The organism is Nocardioides sp. NPDC101246 (assembly GCF_044767415.1).
Classification (GTDB): Bacteria; Actinomycetota; Actinomycetes; order Propionibacteriales; family Nocardioidaceae; genus Nocardioides.
In genome coordinates this window covers 23,321-45,084 of record NZ_JBIWNX010000013.1, presented here as the reverse complement: position 1 = coordinate 45,084, position 21,764 = coordinate 23,321, and the positions used below count along the sequence as shown (strand labels likewise).

Below are 21,764 nucleotides of genomic sequence, written 5' to 3'. Positions count from 1 at the left end.
AAACACGGAATCCGAATTCTAAGATCCGTGGTAGACTTATGGACCTAGGAAGGGGTACCTAAAAATATGACTTTCACCGTCGGCGAGACCGTCGTATACCCGAACCATGGCGCGGCCGTCATCGAAGACATCGAGATGCGCACCATCAAGGGCGAGGAGCGGCAGTATCTGGTCCTCCGCATCATCGCTCAGCAGGACCTCGTGGTTCGTGTTCCGGCCAACAACCTCGAGCTCGTCGGAGTTCGAGACGTCGTAGACAAGGACGGGCTTGATCGAGTCTTCGAGGTGCTTCGTGCGGAGCACGTCGAAGAGCCGACCAACTGGTCGCGTCGTTACAAGGCAAACCTGGAGAAGCTGCACAGCGGCGATGTCATGAAGGTCGCCGAGGTCGTGCGTGACCTGTGGCGTCGTGAGCGTGACCGTGGCCTCTCCGCCGGGGAGAAGCGCATGCTCGCCAAGGCACGCCAGATCCTCGTCTCGGAGCTCGCGCTGTGCGAGCACACCAACGAAGACAAGGCTGAAGTCCTCCTCGATGAGGTGCTGGCCAGCTGAGGCTGGTTTCGGTCTGCGTTACAGGCTCCGGGGAAACCCGGGGCCTGTTTCGCGTTTTATTGCGGATACGGTGACTCCCATGGAGGACCCCTACGCCGACTACGACGAGATCGACGAGACCGTCGAGGTCCCGCCGGCTCTCGGGATCGTCGCCGATGACGGCCGAGGCTCGCTGCCGTTCGTGCTGATCCACGGTGAGGCGCTGGTCGCTGCGGCGACCTGGTCCCTCGGGGAGTCCGGCGTGACCCCCGTCGACTTCACCACCTCGTGGGAAGGGATGGTCGCTGCCGAGGAGCCGCTGGTCCTGCACGACTCGCTGTGCCCGATGACCCCGCCGGCCTTCATCGCCCACTGTGTCTCGACCGCGCTCGCGCGCGAGGCGGTCGTGGTCGGCGTACGCCCGGTGACGGACACGGTCAAGAAGCTCGCCATCGAGGACGGGGTGCCGGTCCTCGGTGAGACCGTCGACCGCTCAGCGCTCGTCTCGGTCACCTCGCCGATCGTGCTGCCCCCGGCCGTCGTCGCCGCCCTGGACGAGTGGCCGGCCGGAGACTTCGCCGACATCGCGGCCTCCCTGGCCCGCCGGTTCCCGGTCGTCTCGGTCGAGGCCCCACCGGTCGGTCGCCGGGTCGCGTCCGAGGATGACGTACGCCTGCTCGAGGCGCTCTCGCGCAGGTGAGCCGTCAGCCGAGCCCGTCAGCTGAGTAGCGCCGCGGTCGCCTGCAGATCGTCGGCGAAGGTCACCTTGAGGTTCAGCGGAGAGCTGGGCACGGCGACGATGCGTACCCCGGACGCATAACGCTCCAGCGTCGCGCCGGTGTCGGTGCCGTCGAAGCCGTCCGCCGCGGCCTGGGCGTAGGCGGCCAGCAGGTCGGAGGCCCGGAACGCCTGCGGGGTCTGTACGCCGACGAGAGCACCGGCCACCGGCTGCAGGTCCCGTGTCGAGAGGTGGGTGAGCGGCGCGGCGGGGATGGCGCCACCGTGCTCGCCGGCGACGGCGATGACCGCGAGGAAGAGCTCGGGTGCGGCCAGCGGCCTGGCGGTGTCGTGGATCGCGACCACGTCGATCTCGCCGGCCTCGATGTCGGCCCGGAGCACGGCGAGCGCGGCCTGCTCGGAGGCATGGCGGGTGTCGCCGCCGGCCACCATCACGACCTCGCGGTCGCCGAGCAGCGGCTGGGCGACGGCCGCGACCGCCTCCTCGTCGCCGCTGCGTACGACCAGGACGAGGCGGCGCACGTCGGGCACCTCCAGGGCGGTCCGGAGCGAGAGGCCGAGGGCTGAGGAGGCCGGATCTTCGGACCCGTCGAGCGGGAGCAGCACCTTGTTGGTGGCGGCTCCGACGCGGGTGCCGGATCCGGCGGCCAGGAGGACGAGAGCGGCGGGCACCCCTGGAGGTTAGCGGTTCGGTGGGGTGTTTACGCACCCGTAACAAACCGAAACAGGAGGTGACCACCACGCCCCATAGCGTTCAAAATCCACCGACGGAAGGACCCGACGAATGTCGACGAAGCGGCTCGGGCCGACGACGTCATGAGTGAGCGTATGCAGGAGGATTGGCAGTCCGTCTGCCCCGTCGACGCGCTCGAGGTCAAGCGCGGTGCCACGGCGCTGGTCCACGGGCAGGCCATCGCCATCTTCCGGATGCCCGACGACGTCGTCTACGCCCTGGGGAACCACGACCCGTTCGCCAAGGCGTCGGTGATCGCCAAGGGCATCGTCGGGGTGCGCGACGGAGTGCCGTTCGTGGCCTCGCCGGCTCACCGGCACGGGTTCGACCTGCGTACGGGACAGTGCCTGGACGACCCGCACGTGACCATCCCCGCCTACGAGGTCCGGGTCGTCGACGGGCTCATCCACGTCGGGCACCGGAAGGTAGCCTGAGACGGGCCGTCTGGGAGACTGCGGAGCGTGCAGCTTCCTCTGGTCGGCATCGGGACCGACGTACACAGCCTGGCCGACGGTGTCCCGATGCATGTGGCCGGTCTGGCCTTCCCTGACGAGAAGCAGGGCTTGGCCGGGCACTCCGACGGCGACGTCGCAGCCCACGCCTGCTGCGACGCGCTCTTCTCCGCCGCAGGACTCGGTGACCTGGGGTCCAACTTCGGCACCTCCGAGCCCGAGTGGGCCGGGGCCGCCGGAGTCGTCCTGCTCGCCGAGGCCGCGCGCCGGGTCCGGGAGGCCGGTTTCGAGATCGGCAACGTCGCGGTCCAGGTGATCGGCAACCGGCCCAAGATCGGTCCGCGGCGGGACGAGGCCAACGAGGCGCTCTCGGCGGCGGCCGGCGCGCCGGTCGCCGTGACCGCCACGACCACCGACGGTCTCGGGCTCACCGGCCGCGGCGAAGGTGTCGCCGCGATCGCAACCGCGCTCATCGCGCCACGTCGGTAGCGCAAGCGCGAGGATACCGACATGGCCCGATGAAATGCCGTTTGTTCGCTCGCTGGCGCTCGCTCATCGTGCGTCGCGATAGGTAGGGAACCCGCGTACGTCCCTAGACTTGGGGTATGGCACTTCGGCTCTACGACTCGGCGACCCGTGAAGTACGTGACTTCACCCCCTTGCAGCCCGGCAAGGCGTCGCTCTATGTCTGTGGCCTGACCGTGCAGAGCGAGCCGCATGTCGGACATGTGCGGAGCGGGGTGAACTTCGACGTGCTGCAGCGGTGGCTGCGGGCGTCGGGCTACGAGACCACGTTCATCCGCAACGTGACCGACATCGACGACAAGATCCTGGCGAAGTCCGCGGACCAGGGACGCCCCTGGTACAACCTCGGCTACGAGATGCACCGCGAGCTCGACGCCGCCTACGCCTCGCTCAACGTCGCCCGCCCGACCTACGAGCCGCTGGCCACCGGTCACATCCCCGAGATCATCGCGCTGATCGAGGAGCTGATCGCGAAGGGGCACGCCTACGCCGCCGAGGACGGCTCGGCCGACGTCTACTTCGACGTGCGCTCCTGGCCCTCCTACGGTGAGCTGTCGGGGCAGAAGGTCGAGGACATGGAGGCCGCTGCCGACGCGACCCCCCAAGAAATTGCACAGCGCAAGCGCGACCCGCGTGACTTCGCTTTGTGGAAGGGCCGGAAGGTCTCCGAGCCGGAGACCGCCTCCTGGCCCTCGCCGTGGGGGCTGGGTCGGCCCGGGTGGCACATCGAGTGCTCGGCGATGGCCGGGAAGTACCTCGGGCCCGCCTTCGACTTCCACGGCGGTGGCCTCGACCTGCGCTTCCCGCACCACGAGAACGAGCAGGCGCAGTCGCGCGCTGCCGGCCGCCCCTTCGCGAGCTACTGGCTCCACAACGCCTGGATCACCACCTCGGGCGAGAAGATGTCGAAGTCGCTGGGCAACTCGCTGGTCATCCCGGAGGTCCTGAAGAAGGTACGCGGCATCGAGCTGCGCTACTACCTGGTCGCGGCCCACTACCGGTCCCACGTCGAGTTCTCCTTCGAGGCGCTCGGAGAGGCGGCCGCCGGGTTCCAGCGGATCGAAGGCTTCCTGGAGCGGGCGGCGTCGGTAGTCGGGGCCAGCTTGACGGAGGCCAGTCCTTCCGATGGTGTCGCGTGCGCCGACTTCGTCAATGCGATGGACGACGACCTCGGCACTCCCGCGGCCGTCGCCGCGCTGCACGAGGTCGTACGCGAGGGCAACAAGCTGCTCGCCGACGGCGACAGCCCGGCGCTGCGCGGGGTCGCCGCGAGCGTCCGCGCGATGCTGGACATCCTCGGTCTGGACCCCGCCGACCCGGCGTGGGGCCCGGCGAGCGGTGATGACGAGAAACTGACCGGCGCGCTCGACGTGCTGGTCCGCGGGGTCCTGGACGAGCGCGCCGAGGCGCGCGCAGCCAAGGACTGGGCCCGCGCCGATGCAATGCGAGACCGGCTCAAGGACGCCGGGATCGAGATCGAGGACACCCCTGAGGGTCCGAAATGGAGCGTTAACTGATGGCAGGCAACTCCCAGCGTCGCGGAGCGATCGCGAAGGGACGCAAGAAGGGTGCCCAGGTCGGCACCGGCGGCAACCGGCGCAAGGGTCTGGAGGGCAAGGGCCCGACGCCGAGGGCGGTCGACCGGCCGTACCACAAGGCGCACAAGGCGGCCCAGGCCGCCGAGAAGCGAGCCGGCAAGGGTCCGCGCAAGCGGGCCGCCGGCGATGCCGAGTGGATCATCGGACGCAACTCCGTGGTCGAGGCGCTGCGTGAGGACGTACCGGTCAACGGGATCTACGTCGCTGAGGGCGCCGAGCGCGACGGGCGGCTGCGCGAGGCGTTCATGCTCGCCTCCGAGAAGGGCATCTCGCTGCTCGAGGTGACCAAGGTCGAGCTCGACCGGCTGACCGGCTTCAACGGTCACCAGGGGCTGGCCGCGCGGATCCCCGCCTACGAGTACGCCCACGCCGACGACCTGATCGACCGGGCGGCCGAGACCGGGGAGAAGGCGCTGATCGTGGCGCTCGACCAGGTCACCGACCCGCGCAACCTCGGTGCGATCGTCCGCTCCGCGGCCGCCTTCGGCGCGCACGGCGTGGTCATCCCCGAGCGGCGTGCCGCGGGCATGACCGCGGCTGCCTGGAAGACCTCCGCCGGTGCTGCCGCCCGGATCCCGGTCGCGCAGACCGTCAACCTGACCCGGCAGCTGAAGGCCTACCAGGAGGCCGGTTGCATGGTCGTCGGGCTCGACATGGAGGGTGACATCACGCTGCCCGAGCTGGGTGCCCCCGACGGCCTCGCCGACGGTCCGCTGGTGATCGTCGTCGGTGCCGAGGGTGGTGGGCTCTCCCGCTTGGTCCAGGAGACCTGCGACCAGATAGTGTCGATCCCGATGGTCAACTCCGTAGAGTCCCTCAATGCCGGCGTCGCCGCGTCGGTCGTGCTCTACGCGGTCGCGGAGGCGCGCAGCTGATCTCTCGCCGCACTCTGGTTCAGGGCCTCGCCGTCTGGGCGGGGCTCGGAGTGCTGTGGCTCGTGCTGGCCGTGGCGCTGAGCGCGTGGCTCTTCCTGTCCAGCGAGCGCCAGGTGGTTCTGGCCGGCCACGACTCGGTCCTGCGCCCGACGCTGTCGGGGAAGGCGATCATCCACACCGGACCGGTGCTGCCTGACGTACGGCTGGACGTGGGTGGCCCGATCGGTGTCGACGTCACCCTCGGGAAGACCGAGCTGCGGTCGATGGACGAGCTCTTCGAGCGCTACGCGGTCCTCGGCTCGGCCCCCGACGGCCAGCGCGCGGTCGTGGTGGAGGAGGTCGAGTCGATGCTCGTCGCGGCCGTGCTCCGCGGTGCTGCCGTCTCGTTGGTGATCGTTGCCGGGGGAGTCCTGCTGTGGCGGCTGCCCGGTTCCCAACGCCGTGCTGACCTGCGCAGACGTGTCACGGAAACGGCCCGCACCAGGCGCGGCCTCACCACCGCGGGCGTCGGTGTGGTCGCGGTGGCGGTGCTCGCGGTCGCGGTCTGGCAGCCCTGGGGCGAGCCCGGAGCGCCGGCCGCCGACAAGGAGGCCGGACCGGTCGCCGGCGACTGGACCCCGCTGGCCGACTTCCTCGGCGCGGATATTCCCGTGCCCGAGGAGCTGGCCGATGTGGAGGTCCGTGGCGACGCCTACGCCAACCAGACCCGCCGGCTCGTGGCCAGTGCCGTCGACACCTACAACTCGAGCCGGACCTTCTACGAGAAGGTGGTGGCGAAGGTGCCGGACCTGGCGCTGCGCGAGCCCGGCGAGGACGAGACCGTGTCGGTACTCGTCTCCGACCGCCACGACAACGTCGGCATGGACTCGGTGGTGCGTGCGATCGCCGACGAGGGCGGCGCGACCGGCATCCTCGACGCCGGGGACGACACCTCGACCGGGTCCGAGTGGGAGACCTTCTCCCTCGACTCGCTCACCGACGCGAGCGACGGCCTGGACAAGTGGGCGGTCACCGGCAACCACGACCACGGCCCGACGGTCGGCGACTATCTGGCCGAGCAGGGCTGGACCATGCTCGACGGCGAGGTCGTCGACGGCCCCGGTGGCTCGACGCTCCTGGGCGTCCCCGATCCGCGTACCAGCGGCCTCGGCAACTGGATCGACGAGAAGGGCGTCACCCTCGAGGAGGCCGGCGAGAAGCTGGCTGACATCGCCTGTGCCTCGAAGGAGGACGGTGAGCCCGTCGCGACCCTCCTCGTCCACGACCCGTCGCTGGGCCGCGAGACCCTGCGCCGCGGTTGCGCGACCCTCGTCGTCGGCGGCCATCGCCACGTCCATCTGGGACCGAGCGAGGTGACCGGTGAGAACGGCGACCTGGGGTGGACCTACACCAACGGCACCACCGGTGGCGCCGCGTACGCCTTCGCGATGGGCAAGATCCGCCGCACCGCCGAGGTCACCCTGATCACCTACGCCGACGGGCTCCCCGTCGGTCTCCAGTCGGTCGAGCTGGAGACCAACGGCGCCCTCACCGCCCACGAGTACGTCCCGCTCGATCCGGCTCGCTAGCCGCGTCGGCTGCGCACATCGGTCGGGGACTGGCTACGATTGTCCCGCCGTCGCGGAGACGTACGGCATGCCGGTGTAGCTCAGTTGGTAGAGCGTTCGCCTTGTAAGCGAAATGTCGCGGGTTCGACTCCTGTCACCGGCTCCAAGAAATGTCGGTGGTAGGCCATACAGTCATTGCCATGAGCCGATGCTTGGGGTGCGGTCGTGAGCTGACCCAGCGACACCAGAAGATCTACTGCAGCAACGCCTGCCAGATGCAGGTGAAGCAGAGGCTCATGGTGGAAGAGTGGCTTTCCACCGGGATCGGCAAGGCGCAGAGCAAGCGCCGTCACTATATTCGCGACTACGTGCTCCAGCAGCAGGGTGGCCTCTGCGCGGTCTGCGCGATCCCGTCTGAGTGGAACGGCCTCGAGCTCTTCTTCGTGCTCGATCACATCGATGGAGATGCCACCAACAACAGGCGCGAGAACCTGCGACTGGTCTGTCCGAACTGCGACAGCCAGCTGCCGACGTACAAGGCCAAGAACCGGGGGAGTGGCAGGGCCTGGCGGCGGCAGCGTTACGCCGACGGCAAGTCCTACTGATCAGCGGAGCTGAGTGACCTCGTACGTCGTCGGCGGGTTGGCGATGTCGTCCTGGGAGGCGATGAGCTCGAGCTCGCGGCGGCCGGACTTCAGGGTGCGGTCGAGGATGGCGAAGAGGGTGTTGGCGGTGCGGCCGAGGGCGGCGGGAGTCGAGCCGGTCGAGAGCAGGTGGGAGAGGTAGACCGCGGCGGTGACGTCGCCGCCGCCGTTGGGCGAGATCGGGAGCAGGGGAGTGGTGACCGACCAGGCGCCCTCGTCGGAGACGGCGACCAGGTCGAGGTGGGTGGGGTCCTTGGTGATCACCGAGGTCACGAGCACGTTCGACGGACCGGACTGGCGGACGATGTCGACGGCGGCGAGCACCTCCTGCAGCGTGTCGGTCGACTCGACGCCGGCGAGGAAGTTGAGCTCGAAGTGGTTGGGCGTGATCACGTCGGCGGCTGGGACGACCTCGTCGCGCATGAACTCCGGGATGCCCTCACGGACGAACATGCCGCGCCCGACGTCGCCCATCACCGGGTCGCAGCAGTAGAGGGCTCGCGGGTTGAGCGCCTTCACGCGGCGTACGGAATCCAGGACGATCGCGCCGACGGCAGGGTCGCCCTGGTAGCCGGACAGGACCGCGGAGACGGTGGAGAGACCGTCGCGCTCGGAGATCCCCTCGATGACCTCGGCGACCTGGTCGGCGGCCACGACCGGTCCACGCCACGCGCCGTAGCCGGTGTGGTTGGAGAAGTTGACCGTGAGCACGGGCCAGACCTCGTGACCGAGGCGCTGGATCGGGAAGACTGCCGCCGAGTTGCCGACGTAGCCGAAGGCCACGTGCGACTGGATGGAGAGGATCTGCATGCAGCCAGTCTCCATCAGCTGGTTCAGGCAGTCTTCTTCCGGGCTTGCTTCCGGGGCGGGTCGTTGAGCAGCCAGGCGGCCAGCGCGCCGCCGATCGCGCCGAAGAGGTGGCCCTGCCAGGAGACGCCGGTCTGCCCGGGGAGTACGCCGAGCAGCAGGCTGCCCCAGACCAGGAAGATGAGCACGCCGATGACGATCTGGCCGACGCGGTGGTTGAACAGTCCGCGCAGGATCAGGTAGACGAGCCAGCCGAAGATCAGCATCGAGGTGCCGGCGGTGATGCTGCCCGGGGGCGACATCAGCCAGACGCCGACTCCTCCGACCACCCAGATGATGAGCGTCGCGACGATCCCGCGGCCGACGCCCGAGGCGAGCACCAGGAAGCTGAGGACGAGCGCGAACAGGGTGTTGCCGTAGAGATGGGCCCAGCCGAAGTGGAGCATCGGGGCGAACACGATGCCGAGCAGGCCGGCGTCGGTGCGCGGCTGGATGCCGAGCGAGTCGAGCTGGTGTCCGCTGATGTAGTCGGTGGCCTCGAGCACCCACAGCAGCGCGACGAAGCCGAGCGACCACATGCCGGCCCGAATCCAGTCGGCGCGTTGGGGGCGCGTGGGGGAGTCCTGGCTCACGCCTGAAATCTTACCTACCGCTCCACAGCGGCGAGCCGTTGCTCGAGACTCTCATAGAGGTAGGGGACGGCGGCCGGATGCGGTCCGGTCTCGTAGAGCTCGGTGGCGAGCCTGCGGGGAGACTCCCCGGCGTGGTCGGCCGCCCAGGTGCCGCCACCCCCGGTGATCCGCCCGCCGTCGAGGGGAAGCACCGCCTCGGCCGCCAGCGCGACCCAGCGTCCACCGCCGTCCTCGAGCCAGGCCACCGGAACGGCGTACGCCTCGCCCTCGGTCATATCGGCGTCGAGATCGATCCCGCGGCCGATCTGATGGGCTCCCTGCCGGCTCCACAGGATGGTCGTGACCTCGAGCCGGTCGGTGTCGTCAGGGTCGGGGGTGCCCAGGACGAGGTGGTCGGCGAAGGTCGCCCAGTCGCGTACGTCGGTCGCGGGGAACTCCGGAGGCCCGGCCCGCTCCAGCAGGATCCGGCCGCCGAGCACCGCGGCCCAGGTCGCCAGCAGGACGACGACGATGGTGCCGCCGATCTTGAGCCGGCGTGAGACCGCCAGCGCCGGTCCGGTCGCGTTCTCGCCCACCTGACCCCCGTTTCACCGTGCCGATGAGGCCGATCCTAATCGGGAAGGGACCAGTCGACCGGGGAACCGCCCTGCTCGACCAGGAGGGCGTTGGCGCGGGAGAACGGCCGGGATCCGAAGAACCCCCGGCGTGCGGAGAGCGGCGAGGGGTGGACGGACTTGATCGCGGGCACCCCGTTGAGCCGCGGCTCGAGATTCTGCGCGTGCCTGCCCCACAGGATCGCCACCAGCGGTCCGCCGCGACGGCCGAGAACGTCGATCGCCCGCCCGGTGACGTCCTCCCAGCCCTTCTTCGAGTGGGATGCGGGAGCCCCGGGGCGCACCGTCAGCGAGGTGTTGAGCAGCATCACCCCGCGGTCGGCCCAGGTCGAGAGGTCGCCGTGCTCGGGCACCTTCAGGTCGAGGTCGGTGGTCAGCTCGGCGTAGATGTTCTTCAGCGACGCCGGCAGGGGACGTACGTCCTTCTCGACCGCGAAGCTGAGCCCGATCGGGTGTCCGATGGTCGGGTAGGGGTCCTGGCCGACGATCAGGACGCGTACGTCCCGGAGCGGTCGCCGGAAGGCGTTGAAGATGCGGTCGCCGTCGGGAAGATAGGGACGCCTGGCCGCCAGCTCGTCGCGCAGGAAGCGGCCCATCTGCTCGATCTGCGGCTCGGCCGGCGCCAGCGCCTCGGCCCAGTCGGCAGCCATCAGGCCCTTGTCCACGAGTCCGGCGAGTGCGCTCATAAATGATGAGGGTATCGGCTGGCACCGGCGGATAGGTTGTCCGTGGCACTCAGGTTGGACTCACCAAGGAGTAGACATGAAGTTCGGTTTCTTCGTCCCGCAGGGATGGCGCTTCGACCTCGTCGGGATCGACCCGGCGGACCAGTGGACGACGATGAAGAACCTGGCGATCCACGCCGACTCCGGGCCCTGGGAGAGCATCTGGGTCTACGACCACTTCCACACCACACCCGAGCCCTCCGACCAGGCGACCCACGAGGCCTGGTCGCTGATGGCCGGTATGGGCGCGGTGACGTCGCGGGTGCGCCTCGGGCAGATGTGCTCGTGCATGTCCTACCGCAACCCGGCCTACCTGGCGAAGGTCGCCGCCACCGCCGACCACATCAGTGGCGGCCGGGTCGAGATGGGCATCGGCGCGGGCTGGTACGAGCACGAGTGGCGGGCCTACGGCTACGGCTTCCCCGCGGCGCGTGACCGCCTCGGGATGCTCCGTGAGGGCGTCCAGATCTTCCAGCAGGCCTGGACCAAGGGTGTCTCGTCGCTGGACGGGAAGTACTACCAGGTCGACGGCGCCATCTGTCAGCCGCTGCCGCTCCAGCAGGGGCGTTCCGGCATCCCGCTGTGGATCGCCGGCGGCGGCGAGAAGGTGACCCTCAAGATCGCGGCGCAGTACGCCGACTACACCAACTTCCTCGGTGACCCGGAGACCTTCAAGGCGAAGTCCGACATCCTGCGCGGCCACTGCGAGAGCCTCGGTCGCGACTTCGCGGAGATCACCCGCTCGTCGAACTTCAACGTGCTGCTCGGGGAGAACGACGCCGAGGTCGCCGAGAAGGTCAAGGCCTGGGAGGCGCGGCTGGTGCCGCACCTGGGCGCGGCCAAGGCGGCCGAGGTCGTCAACGGCGCCGTCGAGGGACCGACCTCCCTGGTCGGCACCCCGGACCAGGCCGTGGAGAAGCTCAAGGTCGTGGAAGAGCTCGGGATGACGTACGCCATCGGCTACTTCGCCGACGCCGCCTACGACCGCTCCTCCCTCGAGCTCTTCGAGTCGAAGGTCATCCCCGAGTTCGCCTGAGCGACGCCCGGCGACACCGTCGCGGACGTTTACAACGAGATGACTGCCCGGTAGGAAGACGTACATGAAGATGACGACCCTCCTCGGGGGAGTGGCAGTTGCCGCCGGCGTGGTCGCCGCGCGTGACCTGAGCCAGCGCAAGCACGCGATCCTGCGGAACTTCCCGGTGATCGGACACGCGCGTTACCTGATGGAGAAGATCGGGCCGGAGCTGCGGCAGTACATCGTCGCTGACAACGATGAGGAGCGGCCCTTCAGCCGCGACCAGCGGCGCTGGGTCTACGCCTCGGCCAAGGAGCAGAACAACTACTTCGGCTTCGGCACCGACAACGACATCGAGCACACCCAGGGCCACATCCACATCAAGCACCGTACGTTCGCCGACTCCCTGCCCGACGACCACGACCCGGCCGCCAAGCTCCCGTCGGCGAAGGTGCTCGGAGCGCCGCGCGGGCGCGCGAAGGCGTTCCGGCCGGAGTCGATCGTCAACATCTCGGCGATGTCGTTCGGGTCGCTGTCCGGGCCGGCGATCAAGGCGCTCAACCTGGGTGCACGCCGGGCCGGGGCGATGCACAACACCGGCGAGGGCGGCATCTCGCCCTACCACCTGGAAGGCGGCGCGGATCTGGTGATGCAGGTCGGCACCGCCTACTTCGGGTGCCGGAACGCCGACGGCACCTTCTCGATCGATCGGCTCAAGGAGCGGGTCGCCACCGCGCCGGTCAAGGCGATCGAGATCAAGCTCTCGCAGGGCGCCAAGCCCGGTCTCGGTGGACTGCTGCCGGCGGCCAAGGTGACCCCGGAGATCGCCGAGATCCGCGGCATCGAGCTCGGCAAGGACTGTGCCTCGCCGTCTCGGCACTCCGCCTTCCACGACGTCGACTCGATGCTCGACTTCGTCGAGATGATCGCCGCCGAGACCGGGGTGCCGGTCGGCATCAAGTCGGCGGTCGGTGAGATGGAGTTCTGGCAGGAGCTCGCCGGCCAGATGCGGTCGGGGGAGCGTGGCGTCGACTTCATCACCGTCGACGGCGGCGAGGGTGGCACCGGTGCCGCGCCGCTGATCTTCTCCGACGCGGTCGCGATGCCGTACCGGATCGGCTTCTCGCGGGTCTACGGCACGTTCGCCGAGCTCGGCCTGACCGACTCGGTCACCTTCATCGGGTCGGCGAAGCTCGGCCTTCCGGAGAACGCCGCCGTCGCCTTCGCGCTCGGCGCCGACATGATCAACGTCGGCCGCGAGGCGATGATGTCGATCGGCTGCATCCAGGCCCAGAAGTGCCACGACGACACCTGTCCGACCGGTGTCGCGACGCAGAGCAAGTGGCTCTCCGGCGGCCTCGACCCGCTGGACAAGGGCGATCGCTGTGCCAGCTATCTCAGGACCCTGCGCAGGGAGCTGACGAAGGTCTCCGCCGCCGTCGGTGTCGCCCACCCCGGCCTGATCACCCCGCATGACATCGAGGTCATGAACGGCGACTACGAGTCACGCACTCTCGCCGGCGTCTACGGCTACAAGGACCACTGGGGCGCTCTCGGCCCCGATGTGGCCCGCGATCTTCTCGCCGTCGTGCAACCGCACCGCACCTTCAACGAGAAGCCGACCACCGCCTGAGCGCCGAGGCGTCAGGTACGTCGGCCGAGACGTCACTCGCGTCGGCCGAGACGGCGCCCGGTGCCGACTCGACCGACGCCGCTGACGCCTCGGCCGGCGGGGGTGACCTCTCAGGCCTCGTTGGAGTAGCGGGCGCCGATGGACTCGCGGATCATGTCCATCTGGCGCATCAGGCTGAGCGTCTGGCTGTGGGGCACCAGCGGGGACTCCAGGAGCCCCTCGCGCAGGCAGCGCTGCACCTCGACGATCTCGTTGCCGTACGCAGCGCCGATGACGGGCTCGTCGCCGACGATCTCGACGGGCTCGTCACCGTTGGCGGGCTTGAAGACCGCCGAGGACGGGTGGTGGAAGTCGGTCAGCTCGATGCGGCCCTGGTCGGTGGCGATGGCCGCCGAGCGTGAGGAGTAGGAGGTGACCGAGGAGACCATGGTGGAGAGCTCGTCGCCGGCGTACTTCCCGGTCATCACCAGGTCGAGGTCGAAGGTGGCGCCGTCGGCACCCTCGCCGAGGTTGGCCTGAGCGGTCAGCGCGCGGGCCTCGCCGAAGAGCAGGTGGGCGAAGGTGAGCGGGTAGATGCCCATGTCGAGCAGCGCGCTGGCGCCGAGCGCGGGGTCGAGGAGGCGCTGGTTCTGCTCGGGGTCGGCGACGAAGCCGAGCTCGGCGTGTACGTGACGGGGGACCCCGAAGCGGCCCGACTTCACGTCGGCGACGAGGCGCCGGATGACCGGGTTGGTCGCCATCCACATGGCCTCCATGAGGAACAGCTTCTTGGAGGTGGCCAGGTCGACCATCGTCTGCGAGTCGGCGGCGTTGAGGGTCAGCGCCTTCTCGCACAGCACGTGCTTGCCGGCGTTGAGCACGAGGGTGGCGTGCTCGAGGTGGTGGGAGTGGGGGGAGGCGATGTAGACGACGTCGACGTCCTCGTCGGCGGCCAGCTCCTCATAGGCGCCATGCGTGCGGACCGGGCCGTGTGTCTCGTACTCCTTCGCGAACGTGTCCGCGGACTCCTTGCTGCGTGAGCCGACGGCCACGAGGCGACCGTCGGGGACGAGCATCAGGTCGGTGGCTAGGGAGTGGGCGATCCGGCCGGTGCCGAGAATTCCCCACCTGATCGGGTCAGAGTTGGTGGTCACGCCTCGACTCTAGCCACCTGGGAGGGCCTAGTGGGCGTTGGGCGGGAGCACGTTCTTGGTGTGGCTGCCCTCCACGGCGGCGAGCTCCTCGAGGAAGGTGTCGGCCCAGTGGCGTACGTCCTTGGCCGCGACCTGCTTGCGCATCGCCTTCATCCGGCGGGTGAGCTCCTTCGGCTCGGCCTCGTAGGCCTCGAGCAGCGCGGCCTTCATCCCGTTGATGTCGTAGGGGTTCACGAGCCAGGCCTGGCGCAGCTCCTCGGCCGCGCCGGCGAACTCGGAGAGCACGAGGGCGCCGTCGTCCTCGTAGCGGCAGGCGACGTACTCCTTCGCGACCAGGTTCATGCCGTCGCGGTAGGGGGTGACGACCATGATGTCGGCGGCGCGGTAGAGCGCGGCCATCTCCGCGCGGGGGAGGCTCGTGTGGAGGTAGGAGATGGCCGGACGGCCGATGCGGCCGAGATCGCCGTTGAGGCGGCCGACGAGGCGGTCGATGTCGTCGCGGAGCTTGCGGTACTGCTCGACGCGTTCGCGAGACGGCACCGCCACCTGGACGAAGATGACGTCCTCGACGTCGAGCTCGGTGTCGCGGAGCATCTCGCCGAAGGCGCGCAGCCTGGCGTAGATGCCCTTGGTGTAGTCGAGCCGGTCGACGCCGAGAAAGATCTTCTTCGGGTCGCCGAGCTGCTCGCGGATCTCCTTGGCACGCTGGTTGACGCCCTCGTCGTGGGCCATCTCGTCGAAGCCGACGAAGTCGATCGAGATCGGGAAGGCGGCCGCGTGCACGGTGCGCCCGTCGGGGAGATAGACCAGGTCACGATGGGTCTTGTGGCCGACGCGCTGACGCACCAGGCGGACGAAGTTCTGGGCCGCCTGGGGGAGCTGGAAGCCGACGAGGTCGGCGCCGAGGAGGCCCTCGAGGAGCTGGCGGCGCCACGGGACCTGCTGGAAGAGCTCGGCCGGAGGGAACGGGATGTGCAGGTAGAAGCCGATGCGCAGGTCGGGGCGGAGCTCGCGCAGCATCTGCGGGACCAGCTGGAGCTGGTAGTCCTGGACCCAGACGGTCGCGCCCTTGGCGGCGACCTCGGCGCACTTCTCGGCGAACCGCTGGTTGACGCGCTGGTAGCCGTCCCACCACTCGCGGTGGAACTCCGGCTTGGCCACGACGTCGTGGTAGAGCGGCCACAGGGTGCCGTTGGAGAAGCCCTCGTAGTGCTCCTGGATGTCCTCGGCGGTCATCGTCATCGGCAGCAGGTGGAGCCCGTCGTCCTCGAACGGCTCGAGGTCCTCGTCGGTGCCGCCGGGCCAGCCGATCCAGACGCCGTCGTTGGCACGCAGGACGGGTTCGAGGGCGCTGACCAGGCCTCCGGGGGAGCGTCGCCACGCTTTCGTGCCGTCCGGCATCTCCACTCGATCGACGGGAAGCCGATTGGCCACGATTACCAGGTCAGCCTGCACATCTCCGACTCTAATGGACCGGGGCCAGGTTCGGCGCGGTGTCGTTCCACCAGTGACTTCCGGCCCCGACCCGAATACCTGTCGAGTAACACGCCGACAGGGTGAACCACAGCGGTGTAGTTCGGCGCGTTAGGGTGTGGTCAGATGCAGACGACACCGGGGGACGAGGAATGAGCGCTGTCAACGTGCAGGTCACAGGCCCAGGCGAGGACCCCGCGAGCCTCAGCGAGCGTGACAAGCAGATCCTCGACTTCGAGCGTCAGTGGTGGAAGTACGCCGGCGCCAAGGAAGCCGCCGTGCGCGAGGCGTTCAACATGTCCGCCACCCGTTACTACCAGGTGCTCAACGCTCTCATCGACAAGCCGGAGGCCCTCGAGGCCGACCCCCTGCTGGTACGCCGCCTGCGACGGCTCCGCGCGGCCCGGCAGCGTCAGCGCTCGGCGAGACGGCTCGGTTTCGAGGTCTGAATGACCGGCTGCGTACGTCCTTCGAAGGGTGAGCGTGGCGTTGCGCTCCCCACACCCGTCATCGCGCTGAGCGTGGTGGCTGTCGTTGCCGCGGTGGTCGTCTTCTGGGTCACCGGGGGCTCCGATGACGGGGGCGGGAAGATCGCCCAGGCCGGCGGCAGCCCCTCGGCATCGGCATCGGCCTCGCCGAAGCCGGCCAAGACCGAGGAGAAGAAGCCGGCCAAGGCGGAGCCCTCGCCCGTCGACCGGGCCAAGGTCAGCGTCGAGGTCTACAACCAGTCCAACATCGGCGGCCTTGCCGGCGACGTCGCGGCGAAGGCGACCACGGTCGGCTGGAACGTCGTCGGCGAGGACAACTGGATGGGCTCCGTCCCGGAGAACACCGTCTACTACCCGCCCGAGATGAAGCGCGAGGGCCAGCAGCTCGCCGATGACCTCGGTATCAAACGCACCCATGTGTCGGTCGAAGGCTCGATGAAGGGCGACCGGTTGACGGTGGTTCTGACCGGTGGTCTCTGAGCGTTTCCGGTCGTTCTCGACGGTGTGTGATCTGCCGCACGGGCCTGTGGTCCCGGTCGGCTCGACGGTGGTTGCCGTGTCACAGTTGAGGCATGGCCGAACCTCTGCCTGATGGCACCGCAGGAGAGCAGAAGTACGCCGCGATCGCGGCTGCTGCCGCCGAGACCCTCGTCGGTCTGGACTTCGACGGGACGCTCTCCCCGATCGTGGAGGACCCGGCTTCGGCTCGGATCCATCCGGACGCGGCGGAGGTCCTGATCTCGCTCGCGTCCCGGGTCAAGGCGCTGGCCATCGTCACCGGCCGACCGGCCGGACAGGTCGTCGAGCTGGGCGGGCTGGCCGCGATCGCCGACGCGTTGGCGGAGCTGGGCAAGGAGCTGTACGTGTTCGGGCAGTACGGCAACGAGCGCTGGAGCGGCGCCGACCGGGTCGTCGTCGGCCCGCCGCCGCCCGAGGGGCTGGCCGCCTTCGAGGCGGCGCTGCCGGAGGTCCTCTCCGCTCATGAGGCGCAGGACGCCTATATCGAGGAGAAGGGTCTCGCCATCGGCGTCCACACCCGCCGGTTCCCCGACCCGGACGGCCTCGCCGCGCGCCTGCTCCCGCCACTGACTTCGCTGGCCGCCGAGCACGGGCTCGTCATCGAGCCCGGCAAGCAGGTCATCGAGGTGCGTGCTCCTGGCACGCACAAGGGCCACGCGATCTCCACGCTGGTCGAGGAGGTCTCGCCCGGCGCGATCCTGTTCGGCGGCGACGACCTGGGAGACATCGAGGCGTTCGAGGCGGTCCGCGCCTGGGGAAAGACGACCGGGTCGCCGACGCTGCTCGTCTACTCCCACGCCGGACCCGACAGGGGTCCGCTCGCCGGGCTGGCCGACGTCGAGGTGGCTGGGCCGGACGGTGTGCTGGAGCTGCTGCGTGAGCTGACCGACGACGCGCGCCAGGGGTAGAACGGCGTCCGCTGACAGCGAACACGATAACCGGAGGGAACATCCGGTTGCTCCCGGAAGTTGAGCGGGTATCACTCAACTTTTCTAGGAGGGTCCGCAATGGACAAGCTTCCTGTGCTGTTCGTCTCGGATGCCGTGGTCCTGCCGGGGATGGTCGTGCCGATCGAGCTCGACGAGGCCGCGCAGGCTGCGATCGACGCCGCTCGGGCCGGCTCGGAGAGCCGGCTGCTGGTCGCGCCGCGGCTCGGGGACCGGTATGCGACGTACGGTGCCGTGGCCACGATCGAGCGTGTCGGCCGGTTCCGGGGCGGTGAGCCCGCGGCGGTGCTGCGGGCCGTCGGCCGCGCGAAGATCGGCTCCGGCGTGACCGGACCCGGTGCCGCGCTGTGGGTCGAGGTCGAGACGGCCGAGGAGACCACGACGGAGCACGCGAAGGAGCTGGCCGAGGAGTACAAGCGGCTGGTGGTCGCGGTGCTGCAGCGACGCGAGGCCTGGCCGGTCATCGACCAGGTCAACCGGCTCACCGAGCCGTCCGAGATCGCCGACACCGCCGGCTACGCGCCCTACCTCGACGACGAGGCCAAGCGTGAGCTGCTGGAGACGCCCTCGGTCGAGGAGCGGCTGGAGAAGGTGATCGCCTGGGCCAAGGACAACATCGCGGAGTCCGAGGTCACCGACAAGATCGCCGAGGACGTACGCGAGGGCATGGAGAAGACGCAGCGGGAGTTCCTGCTGCGCCAGCAGCTCGCCGCGATCCGCAAGGAGCTCGGCGAAGGCGAGCCCGAGGGGTCCGACGACTACCGGGCCCGGGTCGAGGCAGCCGACCTGCCCGAAGCCGTACGCGAGGCCGCGCTGCGCGAGGTCGACAAGCTCGAGCGTGGTTCCGAGCAGAACCCGGAGACCGCGTGGATCCGGACCTGGCTGGACACGGTGCTGGAGCTGCCGTGGGGCGTGGTCACGGAGGACTCGACCGACGTGACCGCGGCTCGCGAGGTCCTCGACGCCGACCACCACGGCCTCGAGGAGGTCAAGGACCGGATCGTGGAGTACCTGGCGGTGCGGACCCGACGTGCCGAGCGCGGCCTGCAGGTCATCGGTGGCCGTGGCTCGGGCGCCGTGGTGCTGCTCGCCGGTCCGCCGGGAGTCGGCAAGACCTCGCTGGGTGAGTCCGTCGCGCGTTCGCTCGGGCGGAAGTTCGTCCGGGTCGCGCTGGGCGGCGTCCGCGACGAGGCCGAGATCCGCGGCCACCGGCGCACCTACGTCGGCGCGCTCCCGGGCCGGATCGTGCGGGCCATCAAGGAGGCCGGTTCGATGAACCCGGTCGTGCTCCTCGACGAGGTCGACAAGGTCGGCTCCGACTACCGGGGCGATCCTGCCGCGGCGCTGCTGGAGGTGCTCGACCCGGCGCAGAACCACACCTTCCGCGACCACTACCTCGAGCTCGACCTGGACCTCTCCGACGTCCTGTTCATCGCGACGGCCAACGTCGTGGAGCAGATCCCGAGCGCACTGCTGGACCGGATGGAGCTGGTCACGATCGACGGCTACACCGAGGACGACAAGGTCGCCATCGCCCGCGACTTCCTGCTGCCTCGGCAGCTCGAGCGCGCCGCGGTGACAGCGGAGGAGGTCACGGTCTCCGACGACGCCCTGCGTGAGCTGGCCGCCAACTACACCCGCGAGGCGGGTGTACGCCAGCTCGAGCGGCTCCTCGCCAAGGCGCTGCGCAAGGCGGCGACACGTTTGGCCACCGGGACCGAGCACGTCGATGTCGACCTGGACAACCTCAAGGACCTCGTCGGACGGCCACGGTTCACGCCGGAGTCGGCAGAGCGTACGTCGGTCCTGGGTGTCGCCACCGGACTGGCCGTCACCGGCCTGGGCGGGGACGTCCTCTTCATCGAGGCGTCCGCGGCCGACGGGCAGACCGGCCTGAACATCACCGGCCAGCTCGGCGAGGTGATGAAGGAGTCCGCGCAGATCGCGCTCTCCTTCGTCCGCTCGCACGCGGCCGAGCTGGGTGTGGACCCGGCGGTGCTGGACCGCTCGCTGCACGTCCACGTGCCGGCCGGTGCGGTGCCCAAGGACGGTCCGAGCGCCGGCATCACCATGGTCACCGCGCTCACCTCGCTCGCAACCGGTCGCCCGGTGCGCGGCGAGGTCGGGATGACCGGTGAGGTCTCGCTCTCCGGCCGGGTGCTGCCCATCGGTGGCCTCAAGCAGAAGCTGCTCGCCGCTCAGCGAGCCGGTCTGACCGAGGTCTTCGTGCCGCAGCGCAACGAGCCCGACCTGGACGAGGTGCCCGATGAGGTGAAGCAGGCGCTGAAGATCAACCTGGTCAGCGATGTCCGGGATGTCGTACGCGGCGCCCTGGCTCCCGCCGAGGGGGAGGCCACCAACGAGACCCCTGTGGTCGCTGCCTGACCGGATCGTTCCGGTTGCTGCCCGCTTGATGCCTCGTGCATCGAGCGGGCAGCTCGCACACTGGACACATGAGCAACCGAGCCCTTCTCGTCATCGACATCCAGGAATCCTTCCGTCAGCTGGACAAGTGGGAGCAGACCCTTCACCCCGACATCGCCGAGCGGGCCGAGAGGCTGTTGAGCCTCGCGCGCGCCGCGGGCGACCTGGTCGTCTGGGTGCTGCACACCGAGCCCGGCAGCGGCAACGCCTTCGACCCGGCCACCGGTCACGTGCGCTACCTCGACGGGCTCAGTGGCCCGAAGCCGGGCGAGGTCGAGGTCCGCAAGACCTCCCACAATGCCTTCACCACGACCAACCTGCAGCAGATCCTGACCGAGCACGGGATCACCGAGCTCCTGGTGTCCGGGATCCGCGCCGAGCAGTGCGTCGAGACCACCGCCCGGGTCGGGTCCGACCTCGGCTACCGGGTCACCTATGTCGCCGACGCGGTCACCACCGAGCCGCTGGGCGGGCTGTCGGCCGAAGAGGTCGTCGAGCGTACGAAACTCGTGCTCAGCGGCCGGTTCGCCGAGATCACGACCATCGCCGACTTGGAGGCCGTGACAGCATCTGTGGCATGAGCGCCGTCGTGTTCGTGCTGCTGCCCGGCGTACATCTGCTCGACCTCGCCGGGCCGGCACAGGCCTTCCACACCGCGGGCAACCTGGGGCACCCCTACGACCTCGTCTACGTCGCGGGTGCCGAGCCGGGGGAGGTGCTCTCGGCACAGGGGCTGCCTCTAGCGGCCCGCGGCGAGTGGCCCGATCTCGACCCCGGCGACCTGCTCCTGGTGCCGGGCTGGCGGGCGGCGTACGACCTCGTCGCCGGGCCCCGGCTCAGCCGCGAGACCGCCGAGCGGCTGCGCGCCCACCATGCGGCCGGGGGCGAGGTGGCGAGCGTCTGCGCCGGCGCTGACGCCCTTGGCCAGGCAGGTCTCCTCGACGGACGCCGCTGTACCACCCATCACGACCTCCAGGACGCGCTGTCCCGGCGCTATCCGATGGCCCGGGTGGTGCGCGACGTACTCTTCACCAGCGATGACCGGATCGTGACTTCGGCCGGTATCGCCAGCGGCATCGACCTGAGCCTTCATCTCCTCGCGATGCGCCACGGACCGGCGCTGGCGGCCCGGGTGGCCCGCGACATGGTCGTCTACGCGCGGCGCAACGGCGACCAGCCGCAGGAGAGCGTCCTGCTGCGCCACCGGAACCATCTCGACGACACCGTCCACCACGTGCAGGACGTCATCGACGCCCGGTTCGCCGAGCCGCTCCCGCTCGCCGGCCTCGCCGAGGGGGCGGGCGTGAGCGAGCGCACCCTGACCCGCGCCTTCGTGAGCGCGACGGGTCTCACGCCGCTCCGCTACCAGCAGGCTCTTCGCCGCGAGCGCGCCGACCACCTGCTCGCCGCGGGCACCACCATGGAGACGGCCGCCCGTGCGGTGGGGTTCGATGACGCCCGCATGCTGCGGCGTCTCCGTGCCCGCTGACTGTCCATATCGTGGACGCATGGTCCGCGGAGTGGAACCCGGGTGTGTTTGGCGGTTGATACCTGCCGTACGATCGCTACTGCTCATCGAGAGGGACTGAGGGAACGGCCCAGTGAAGTCCCGGCAACCGACCGCGAGCCTCCTCCCATGCCAGGGCGGGTAGCGGAGCAGGTGCTAATTCCGGCCCGGCGCGAGAGACGTGATCGGGGAAGATGAGGA

23 protein-coding genes, 1 tRNA gene and 1 riboswitch are annotated in these 21,764 nt (G+C 69.5%); of the genes, 17 read left to right on the top strand and 7 right to left on the bottom strand.

What is annotated here, in order from left to right; translation table 11 throughout:
- Positions 1-66: 66 nt before the first annotated feature.
- Both ACIRON_RS22465 and ACIRON_RS22460 read left to right on the top strand, forming a co-directional pair.
- Complete coding sequence (locus ACIRON_RS22465; protein ID WP_008360791.1) at positions 67-552, top strand: CarD family transcriptional regulator; 486 nt, start codon at positions 67-69, stop codon at positions 550-552.
- 79 nt (positions 553-631) lie between these two features.
- Positions 632-1,231, top strand: coding sequence for a hypothetical protein (locus ACIRON_RS22460; RefSeq protein ID WP_402995637.1), 600 nt, complete (start codon positions 632-634; stop codon positions 1,229-1,231).
- A 17-nt stretch (positions 1,232-1,248) separates the two neighbouring features.
- Here the strand turns inward: ACIRON_RS22460 and ACIRON_RS22455 are convergent, their stop codons facing one another.
- A complete protein-coding gene (locus ACIRON_RS22455) occupies positions 1,249-1,941 on the bottom strand; it encodes a 2-C-methyl-D-erythritol 4-phosphate cytidylyltransferase (RefSeq protein WP_402995635.1) in 693 nt (230 codons plus the stop codon).
- A 156-nt stretch (positions 1,942-2,097) separates the two neighbouring features.
- On the opposite strand from ACIRON_RS22455, the gene nirD reads away from it, so the two are divergent.
- From nirD to ACIRON_RS22420, 7 genes are all read left to right on the top strand, one after another.
- Positions 2,098-2,436: a nitrite reductase small subunit NirD gene (gene nirD, locus ACIRON_RS22450; RefSeq protein WP_402995634.1), complete on the top strand. Its 339-nt coding sequence runs from the start codon at positions 2,098-2,100 to the stop codon at positions 2,434-2,436.
- A 27-nt stretch (positions 2,437-2,463) separates the two neighbouring features.
- A complete protein-coding gene (ispF, locus tag ACIRON_RS22445; RefSeq protein ID WP_402995632.1) occupies positions 2,464-2,943 on the top strand; it encodes a 2-C-methyl-D-erythritol 2,4-cyclodiphosphate synthase in 480 nt (159 codons plus the stop codon).
- A gap of 116 nt (positions 2,944-3,059) precedes the next feature.
- Positions 3,060-4,496, top strand: a complete 1,437-nt coding sequence (cysS, locus tag ACIRON_RS22440; protein WP_402995630.1) for a cysteine--tRNA ligase — start codon at positions 3,060-3,062, stop codon at positions 4,494-4,496.
- Entirely contained in the window at positions 4,496-5,452 is a 957-nt protein-coding gene (gene rlmB, locus ACIRON_RS22435; protein WP_402995628.1) for a 23S rRNA (guanosine(2251)-2'-O)-methyltransferase RlmB, read from the top strand. Before cysS ends, rlmB begins: the two co-directional genes overlap by 1 nt.
- 50 nt (positions 5,453-5,502) lie before the next feature.
- Complete coding sequence (locus tag ACIRON_RS22430; RefSeq protein ID WP_402995626.1) at positions 5,503-7,020, top strand: metallophosphoesterase; 1,518 nt, start codon at positions 5,503-5,505, stop codon at positions 7,018-7,020.
- A 69-nt stretch (positions 7,021-7,089) separates the two neighbouring features.
- Positions 7,090-7,165 (top strand) — tRNA-Thr (locus ACIRON_RS22425).
- A 34-nt stretch (positions 7,166-7,199) separates the two neighbouring features.
- Entirely contained in the window at positions 7,200-7,604 is a 405-nt protein-coding gene (locus ACIRON_RS22420) for an HNH endonuclease (RefSeq protein WP_402995624.1), read from the top strand.
- Here the strand turns inward: ACIRON_RS22420 and pdxY are convergent, their stop codons facing one another.
- Genes pdxY through ACIRON_RS22400 form a run of 4 tightly spaced genes read right to left on the bottom strand, consistent with a single transcriptional unit; the run spans position 7,605 to position 10,382 of the window.
- Entirely contained in the window at positions 7,605-8,453 is an 849-nt protein-coding gene (pdxY, locus tag ACIRON_RS22415; RefSeq protein WP_402995622.1) for a pyridoxal kinase PdxY, read from the bottom strand. It abuts the gene before it with no gap.
- Positions 8,454-8,476: 23 nt separating this feature from the next.
- Positions 8,477-9,082 carry a rhomboid family intramembrane serine protease gene (locus ACIRON_RS22410; protein WP_402995620.1) on the bottom strand — a complete coding sequence of 202 codons (606 nt, stop codon included), beginning with the start codon at positions 9,080-9,082 and terminating at the stop codon, positions 8,477-8,479.
- A 14-nt stretch (positions 9,083-9,096) separates the two neighbouring features.
- On the bottom strand, positions 9,097-9,657 hold the full coding sequence (locus ACIRON_RS22405) for a hypothetical protein (RefSeq protein WP_402995618.1): 561 nt from the start codon (positions 9,655-9,657) through the stop codon (positions 9,097-9,099).
- Between the two features lie 35 nt (positions 9,658-9,692).
- On the bottom strand, positions 9,693-10,382 hold the full coding sequence (locus ACIRON_RS22400; protein ID WP_402995616.1) for a uracil-DNA glycosylase: 690 nt from the start codon (positions 10,380-10,382) through the stop codon (positions 9,693-9,695).
- 76 nt (positions 10,383-10,458) lie between these two features.
- Between ACIRON_RS22400 and ACIRON_RS22395 the strand changes: the two genes are divergently transcribed.
- Complete coding sequence (locus ACIRON_RS22395; RefSeq protein WP_402995614.1) at positions 10,459-11,457, top strand: LLM class F420-dependent oxidoreductase; 999 nt, start codon at positions 10,459-10,461, stop codon at positions 11,455-11,457.
- A gap of 64 nt (positions 11,458-11,521) precedes the next feature.
- A complete protein-coding gene (locus ACIRON_RS22390) occupies positions 11,522-13,072 on the top strand; it encodes an FMN-binding glutamate synthase family protein (protein ID WP_402995612.1) in 1,551 nt (516 codons plus the stop codon).
- A gap of 110 nt (positions 13,073-13,182) precedes the next feature.
- On the opposite strand, the gene ACIRON_RS22385 is transcribed toward ACIRON_RS22390, so the two are convergent.
- Both ACIRON_RS22385 and ACIRON_RS22380 read right to left on the bottom strand, forming a co-directional pair.
- Positions 13,183-14,205 carry a Gfo/Idh/MocA family protein gene (locus tag ACIRON_RS22385; RefSeq protein WP_402995610.1) on the bottom strand — a complete coding sequence of 341 codons (1,023 nt, stop codon included), beginning with the start codon at positions 14,203-14,205 and terminating at the stop codon, positions 13,183-13,185.
- Positions 14,206-14,232: 27 nt separating this feature from the next.
- Positions 14,233-15,675 carry a trehalose-6-phosphate synthase gene (locus ACIRON_RS22380; RefSeq protein WP_402995913.1) on the bottom strand — a complete coding sequence of 481 codons (1,443 nt, stop codon included), beginning with the start codon at positions 15,673-15,675 and terminating at the stop codon, positions 14,233-14,235.
- A 155-nt stretch (positions 15,676-15,830) separates the two neighbouring features.
- Between ACIRON_RS22380 and ACIRON_RS22375 the strand changes: the two genes are divergently transcribed.
- From ACIRON_RS22375 to ACIRON_RS22350, 6 genes are all read left to right on the top strand, one after another.
- On the top strand, positions 15,831-16,127 hold the full coding sequence (locus ACIRON_RS22375) for a DUF3263 domain-containing protein (protein ID WP_091046051.1): 297 nt from the start codon (positions 15,831-15,833) through the stop codon (positions 16,125-16,127).
- The gene (locus tag ACIRON_RS22370; protein ID WP_402995608.1) at positions 16,128-16,646 is read left to right on the top strand and encodes a LytR C-terminal domain-containing protein; all 519 of its coding nucleotides are present in this window, start codon (positions 16,128-16,130) and stop codon (positions 16,644-16,646) included.
- A 92-nt stretch (positions 16,647-16,738) separates the two neighbouring features.
- On the top strand, positions 16,739-17,593 hold the full coding sequence (gene otsB, locus ACIRON_RS22365) for a trehalose-phosphatase (RefSeq protein WP_402995606.1): 855 nt from the start codon (positions 16,739-16,741) through the stop codon (positions 17,591-17,593).
- 99 nt (positions 17,594-17,692) lie between these two features.
- Positions 17,693-20,017, top strand: a complete 2,325-nt coding sequence (gene lon, locus ACIRON_RS22360; protein WP_402995604.1) for an endopeptidase La — start codon at positions 17,693-17,695, stop codon at positions 20,015-20,017.
- 68 nt (positions 20,018-20,085) lie between these two features.
- Complete coding sequence (locus ACIRON_RS22355; protein ID WP_402995602.1) at positions 20,086-20,637, top strand: isochorismatase family protein; 552 nt, start codon at positions 20,086-20,088, stop codon at positions 20,635-20,637.
- A complete protein-coding gene (locus ACIRON_RS22350) occupies positions 20,634-21,545 on the top strand; it encodes a GlxA family transcriptional regulator (protein ID WP_402995600.1) in 912 nt (303 codons plus the stop codon). Before ACIRON_RS22355 ends, ACIRON_RS22350 begins: the two co-directional genes overlap by 4 nt.
- 80 nt (positions 21,546-21,625) lie before the next feature.
- Positions 21,626-21,764, top strand: a riboswitch (SAM riboswitch).

What these genes read in the sequence shown, in the direction of transcription:
- otsB (WP_402995606.1), top strand. Translation starts at nt 16,739, where the DNA reads ATGGCCGAACCTCTGCCTGATGGCACCGCAGGAGAGCAGAAGTACGCC.
- ACIRON_RS22460 (WP_402995637.1), top strand. Translation starts at nt 632, where the DNA reads ATGGAGGACCCCTACGCCGACTACGACGAGATCGACGAGACCGTCGAG.
- ACIRON_RS22465 (WP_008360791.1), top strand. Translation starts at nt 67, where the DNA reads ATGACTTTCACCGTCGGCGAGACCGTCGTATACCCGAACCATGGCGCG.
- ACIRON_RS22390 (WP_402995612.1), top strand. Translation starts at nt 11,522, where the DNA reads ATGAAGATGACGACCCTCCTCGGGGGAGTGGCAGTTGCCGCCGGCGTG.
- ACIRON_RS22420 (WP_402995624.1), top strand. Translation starts at nt 7,200, where the DNA reads ATGAGCCGATGCTTGGGGTGCGGTCGTGAGCTGACCCAGCGACACCAG.
- ACIRON_RS22395 (WP_402995614.1), top strand. Translation starts at nt 10,459, where the DNA reads ATGAAGTTCGGTTTCTTCGTCCCGCAGGGATGGCGCTTCGACCTCGTC.
- ACIRON_RS22400 (WP_402995616.1), bottom strand. Translation starts at nt 10,382, where the DNA reads ATGAGCGCACTCGCCGGACTCGTGGACAAGGGCCTGATGGCTGCCGAC.
- lon (WP_402995604.1), top strand. Translation starts at nt 17,693, where the DNA reads ATGGACAAGCTTCCTGTGCTGTTCGTCTCGGATGCCGTGGTCCTGCCG.
- nirD (WP_402995634.1), top strand. Translation starts at nt 2,098, where the DNA reads ATGCAGGAGGATTGGCAGTCCGTCTGCCCCGTCGACGCGCTCGAGGTC.
- ACIRON_RS22375 (WP_091046051.1), top strand. Translation starts at nt 15,831, where the DNA reads ATGAGCGCTGTCAACGTGCAGGTCACAGGCCCAGGCGAGGACCCCGCG.
- cysS (WP_402995630.1), top strand. Translation starts at nt 3,060, where the DNA reads ATGGCACTTCGGCTCTACGACTCGGCGACCCGTGAAGTACGTGACTTC.
- rlmB (WP_402995628.1), top strand. Translation starts at nt 4,496, where the DNA reads ATGGCAGGCAACTCCCAGCGTCGCGGAGCGATCGCGAAGGGACGCAAG.
- ACIRON_RS22350 (WP_402995600.1), top strand. Translation starts at nt 20,634, where the DNA reads ATGAGCGCCGTCGTGTTCGTGCTGCTGCCCGGCGTACATCTGCTCGAC.
- ACIRON_RS22355 (WP_402995602.1), top strand. Translation starts at nt 20,086, where the DNA reads ATGAGCAACCGAGCCCTTCTCGTCATCGACATCCAGGAATCCTTCCGT.
- ACIRON_RS22370 (WP_402995608.1), top strand. Translation starts at nt 16,128, where the DNA reads ATGACCGGCTGCGTACGTCCTTCGAAGGGTGAGCGTGGCGTTGCGCTC.
- pdxY (WP_402995622.1), bottom strand. Translation starts at nt 8,453, where the DNA reads ATGCAGATCCTCTCCATCCAGTCGCACGTGGCCTTCGGCTACGTCGGC.